The sequence below is a fragment of the Quisquiliibacterium sp. genome, from assembly GCF_982640115.1.
This window is the reverse complement of record NZ_CEXFHW010000213.1, coordinates 1-5,960: the sequence shown is the minus strand read 5'-3', so window position 1 is coordinate 5,960 and position 5,960 is coordinate 1. Positions and strand designations below refer to the sequence as shown.

The 5,960-nt window shown below is 68.3% G+C and carries 3 protein-coding genes; all 3 read left to right on the top strand.

The window, feature by feature from the left end; translation table 11 throughout:
* Positions 1-216 precede the first annotated feature (216 nt).
* A complete protein-coding gene (locus AC2H6A_RS17320) occupies positions 217-1,593 on the top strand; it encodes an extracellular solute-binding protein (RefSeq protein WP_484274966.1) in 1,377 nt (458 codons plus the stop codon).
* Positions 1,593-2,714, top strand: coding sequence for an ABC transporter substrate-binding protein (locus AC2H6A_RS17315; RefSeq protein ID WP_484274965.1), 1,122 nt, complete (start codon positions 1,593-1,595; stop codon positions 2,712-2,714). Before AC2H6A_RS17320 ends, AC2H6A_RS17315 begins: the two co-directional genes overlap by 1 nt.
* A gap of 33 nt (positions 2,715-2,747) precedes the next feature.
* Positions 2,748-5,960 (top strand): response regulator (locus AC2H6A_RS17310; protein WP_484274964.1); only part of this gene is annotated, 3,213 nt, incomplete at its 3' end.

The following is a 5,960-nucleotide window of genomic DNA, read 5'->3' as shown; positions in this document are numbered from 1 at the left end:
CGCCGATCGCCGCGGTGTTCCGCCAGCACCTGATGGACGAGGCCGGCCACTGGGCCGGTAAGGCCAGGCCGGGCCGGGCCGCAGCGGGCCGGCATCGCCCTGCGTCGACCCGCACCTGAGGCCCTGGCAGCAGGCCGCCGCCGGCCGGTGCGTGTTGTCCGGCGCCCGGATGCGCCGTACCATCGGGCAGCCCCTGGTTCCCACTGGAGAACACCCGTGAATGCCTCTCCGAAGCCTGCGGAACCCGCCGACGGTCCGCGCGCCCCCGACGCCGCCACCCGCCGGGGCTTCATCCGGGCCACCGGCTCGGTGGGTCTGGCCGCCTCGGTGGGCCTGCCGCGTCCGGGCGGTGCCCAGGCCCGTCGCAAGACCCTGAAGATCATGCAGTGGAACCACTTCGTGCCGGCCTTCGACGAGTGGTTCAACAAGAAGTTCGTGGTCGAGTGGGGCGAGAAGAACGACACCGAGGTGATCGTCACCAACGTGGGCATGACCAGCATCGAGAGCCGGGCCGAGGCCGAGATCGCCAAGAAGCTCGGCCACGACCTGTGCATGTTCCTCAGCCCGCCGGCGTCCTACGAAGACCATGTCATCGATCACAAGGAGATCTATGCCGAGTGCGAGCGCCGCTTCGGCAAGCCCCTGGACATCGCGATCCGCAGCACCTTCAATCCCACCACGAAGAAGTACTTCGGCTTCTCCGACAGCTATGTGCCCGACCCGGTCAATTACCGGAAGGATCTCTGGGACGAGGTGGGTGTCAGGCCTGACAGCTGGGATGCCATCCGCGAAGGCGGGCGCCGCATCAAGGAGAAGCACGGCATCCCGGTGGGCATCGGCATGTCCAATGAACTGGACAGCAGCATGGCGCTGCGCTCCGTTCTGCTCGCCTTCGGCGCCGGGGTGCAGGATGCCGACGGTCGTCCGAGCCTGAAGTCGCGCAATACCCTCGAGGCCCTGAAGTACGGCAAGGCGCTCTTCACCGACGCCATGACCGACGAGATCTTTTCGTGGGATGCGTCATCCAACAACCGGCAGATGCTGGCCGGCAAGGGTTCGCTCACGCTCAACGCCATCTCGGTCACGCGTACCGGCGAAAACGAGAGGATTCCGGTGGCCAGCCGCATCGCGCTCGGCCGTCCGGCCCGCGGGCCAGCCTCGGCGCTGGGTGTGATGCACCTCATGAACGCCTACGCCATCTGGAAGTTCGCCCGCAATATCGACGGTGCCAAGAAGTTCCTGGTCGACCTGGCCGGCGCTTCGCGCAGCGCCTTCCTTGCCAGCGAGTTCTACAACTTCCCCACCTACCCGCAACTGGTGCCTGATCTGCAGCAGCTCATCGCGCGCGACGCCAAGGCGCAACCACCGGACAAGTACGCGATCTTCTCCGATGCCGACAAGTGGACCGTGGGCGTGGGGCACCCCGGCTACGCCAACGGTGCCATCGACGAGATCTGGAAGGCGTGGCTGGTGCCCAAGATGTTCGCCGATGTGGCCTCCAGCCGCATGTCTGCGGAGGCTGCGCTCGACATGTATTCGGCGCAGGTGAACGAGATCTTCGCCCGCTGGCGGGCCCGCCGGAAGGTGGCCTGATGTCCGGCCTGCGTCGTTCCCTGGTCCAGGCCGGCGCGCTGCTCGGCGCCGGGTCGCTGGGCGCACCGTGGGTGGCGCGGGCGGCGCATGTCCGCAAGCGCATCTTCATCGTCAGCAGTTACCACAAGGCCTACCTGTGGTCGCAGTCCACCCAGCGCGGGGTGAGCGCGGCGCTGCGCAAGCTGGGCTATCTCGAGAACGACGAGCAGGTGCGGCAGCTCGAGCGCAACGACAGCATCGAGACGCCCCGGGTGGTCATCCGCAAGGACTGGATGGACACCAAGCGGCGCGACAAGCCGCCCGAGATGGCCAATGCCACCACCCGGATCATGGCTGCCATCAAGGCCTTCAAGCCCGATCTGGTCATGGTGGGCGACGACAACGCGGCCCGGTACATCGGCGGGCAGCTCCTCGACACCCCCACCCCGGTGGTGTTCTGGGGCATCAACGGGCTGCCCCTGAAGTACGGTCTGGTCGACAACATGGATGCCCCCGGCCGCAATGTCACCGGGGTGTGGCAGTCGGGTTACCACAAGGAGAGCCTCGATCTGCTCAAGCGCCTGGTGCCCGCTGCGCGCACCTTCGCGATCCTGGCCTGCGATTCGGAGTCGTCACGGCCCAACGCCAAGATGATCGAGCAGCTCGCGCAGCGCGGCAGCCTGCCCCTGAAGCTGACCGACCGGGTGCTCACCAACTCACTGGACGAATTCAAGTCGCGGGCCGTCGAGCTCTCCAAACAGGTCGATGCCTTCGTGGTGCTCAATCACGACACCTTGCGTGACGCCCGAGGCAACCATGTGGACATGCTCGACGTCGGGCGCTGGTATCTGAACACCATCCGCATTCCCGAGGCCTCCCACGAGGACCAGTTCGTCTACGAGGGCATGCTGCTCACCGCCAACGACTCCGGCTACAACCAGGGCTACCTGGCCTTCGAGATGGCGCATGCCATTCTCGAGCGCGGGCTGAGTCCGGCGCGCATGGCGGTGCGCACGCCCGAGCGCGGTCCCTACCTGGTCAACCGCAACCGGGCCCGCCAGCTCGGCATCCGCCTCGATGACGCGATGTACCTGATCGACGAAGTGGTCGAGACCTCGGCTGCGCTCAAGGCCCGCGGATGACCCGGTGCGCCCACCCCGGCCAGCGCTGACCTGATGTCGATCCGCTACCGGCTGCTGTTCGCCTTTTTCGCGGTGGGGGTGGCGCTGCTCGCGCCAGTCTTCTACATCTCCTACAGCTACACCCAGGAATCGGCTCGGGCTCGCACGCAGCAGAGCATCACGCAGCAGATCGACATCCTGGCGGCGAGCTTCGAGCAGGAGTTCGGTCTGGGGCTCCAGCGCTCACTCAAGCAGATTGCGGCCTCCGAGGCGCTGCTGCTCTATCTTTCGGCCTCGCAGGACGAGCGCATCGTCAATGCCCGCACCCTGGAGACCAGCTTCCTGCGTCTGCAGACCGACTACGACGCCTACTCGGGCATCTACTTCGTCGATGCGCAGCACCAGGTGGTCGCCAGCGTGGAGGACAAGCGCCGCAGCCCGCGCGCCGACCTTGGCGCGCAGGGGGGCACGGATGCCGGGCGTGATGCCGCACCGCCCACCCCCCGCCACTTCGCCCGGCTCTATGACCGCATCCGCACCACCCCCGCCCTGCTCTCGGCCGGCAACATGGAGTGGTTCATGCCGCCTCGCGAGATCATGGTCGAGGGCCCGTTCATCGACGAGTCCGGGCGCCTGAGCGTGCTGGCGGGTCTGCCGTCGATCGACTTCGACAATGGCGCCTTCAGCGGTGTGGCGGTGGTGAGGCTGCAGCTCGATGGCTTCGTTGCACGCCTGAAGGGCGTGAAGCTCTTCGACCGCTCGCCGGTCTGGCTTTTCGGTCCGCAGGGCGAGGTGCTGCTCAAGCCGGCGGAGCCGCTGCTCACCCTGAGCGGCAGCGACTTTCCGGCGTCCCAGCCTGCGGGCGAGGTGGCACTGCGGCGTCGCGAATCCGACCTGCTCGCCTGGCGCGACCTGGCCATCGTGCCCGGCAGCATGCTGTTGCGGGTGGCCTATGCGGTGCCCGACCGGCTGCTGCTCGCCGACTACTACAAGACCGCGCTGCCGGGCTTCGGCGTGCTGCTGCTGCTGGTGCTGGCCACCGCCGGCGCGCTGTCGACGGTGCTGGCGCGCAATCTCTCGGCACCGATCATCCGCCTGGCCGAGGCCGCGTCGCGGCTTGCCCGCGGCGAGGTCGGCAGCCGGGTGGAGGTGAAGGCGCCCGGTGAACTGGCCGTGCTCGTGGCGAGCTTCAACCAGATGTCCGAGAACCTGCAGCGCGCCAATGAGAATCGCGCGCGGGCTTTCGCGGTGCTGCGCGAGACGGCGGCGCAGATGCGCGCGCGTGCCGACGCCTCGACGCCGAGCGAGGCAGCGCAGGCCGACGGGGAGGGCGCAGCGGTTCCGGGCCAGGACGATGCCGAGGATCTGCGCGCCATCTCGGCGTTGATCTCTCAGCTGATCGCCGAGCGCGAGCAGAACCTGCTCGGACTGCGCGAAGCCAAGGAGGCCGCCGAGCAGGCCGACCAGGCCAAGAGCCAGTTCCTCGCCAACATGAGCCACGAGATCCGCACGCCGCTCAATGCCGTGCTGGGCATGCTCAGGCTGCTGCAGGCCACCGCCCTGACCAGCCGGCAGGGCGACTATGTCGGCAAGACCGAAGGCGCGGCGCGCTCGCTGCTCATGCTGCTCAACGACATCCTCGACTTCTCCAAGGTCGAGGCCAACATGATGACGCTGGACCGGCGGCCGTTCCGTCTCGATCAGATGATGCGGCACCTGTCGGTCATCCTGTCGGCCAGCGTGGGCAGCAAGCCGCTCGAGGTGCTCTTCGACATCGATCCGGGCCTGCCCCGGGCCCTGGTGGGTGATGACATGCGCCTGCAGCAGGTGCTGATCAACCTCGGCGGCAATGCAATCAAGTTCACCGAGCGCGGTGAGGTGGTGGTGAGCGTGCGCGAGGTCTCCCGCACCGAGGGCGAGGTCGAGGTCCACTTCAGCGTGCGCGACTCCGGCATCGGCATCGCACCCGAGCAGCAGGCGCACATCTTCAGCGGATTTTCGCAGGCCGAGGCCTCCACCACGCGCCGCTTTGGCGGCACCGGGCTGGGTCTGGCGATCAGCCAGCGGCTGGTCGAGCTCATGGGCGGACGCATCGCCGTCGACAGCGCGCCTGGCCGCGGCAGCGATTTCCATTTCCGCATCCACCTGCAGCGATCGCCGCAGGATGCCGACGAGCCGGTGGCGCCCGAGGCCGGCCCCGAGCTGGCGACGCTTCGGGTGCTGGTGGTCGACGACAACCCCACCGCCCGTGACATCCTGTGCGAGATGGCGCGTTCCCTGGGCTGGCAGACGGAGGCGGTCGCCGACGGCGAGGCCGCGATCCGGCGCTGTGCCGAGCAGGCCGAGCGCGGCGAGCCCTATGACATCGCTCTGGTGGACTGGCGCATGCCGGGCATGGACGGCTGGGAGACCAGCCTGCGCCTGCGCCAGTCCGGCCGCCCCGGGGCGACCCTGGTGATGATGGTCACCGCCCACGACCGCGAGATGCTGGCGCAGCGCAGTTCGAGCGAGCAGGCCTCGCTGGGCGGGTATCTGGTCAAGCCGGTCACCGCGGCCATGCTGCTCGATGCCGTCGCCGATGCCCGCCTGGGCATCGACCGGCGGATCGGGGTTCCCGCACCGGCAATGGGCGGACGCCTGCAGGGTCTGCGTCTGCTGGTGGTGGAGGACAACCCGAACAACCAGCAGGTGGCGCAGGAACTGCTCATCGCCGAGGGGGCCGAGGTCACGCTGGCCGACAACGGCGAGCGCGGCGTCGAGGCGGTCTTCGCGGCCAGGCCGCCCTTCGATGCGGTGCTCATGGATCTGCAGATGCCGGTGATGGATGGCTTTGGCGCAACGGCCCGCATCCGCCGGCATCCCGATCACGCCGCGCTGCCGATCATCGCCATGACCGCCAACGCCATGAGCAGCGATCGCGATGCCTGCCTGAACGCTGGCATGGATGATCATGTGGGCAAGCCCTTCGAACTGAACGATCTGGTGGCGGTCATCCGGCGCCACGCCGGGCGTGATGACGAGGTCGTCGCCGCGCCGGTCTCGGCGGTGCCGCTGTCCCAGGACCTGATGGCGGCTGCGCGAGAGGCCGACATCGTGCTGGCGCCGGCGGTGGAGCGTCTTGGCGGCAATGTTCCGGTCTACGAGCGCATGCTGCGGCTGTTCCTGCGCGATCTGCCCGGCCAGCTCGCGCAGCTGAAGGCCCAGGCAGACCAGGCCCAGTGGCGGGAGGCGGCGCTGATGGTGCATACCCTGAAGGGCCTGGCCGGC

What these genes read in the sequence shown, in the direction of transcription:
- AC2H6A_RS17315 (WP_484274965.1), top strand. Translation starts at nt 1,593, where the DNA reads ATGTCCGGCCTGCGTCGTTCCCTGGTCCAGGCCGGCGCGCTGCTCGGC.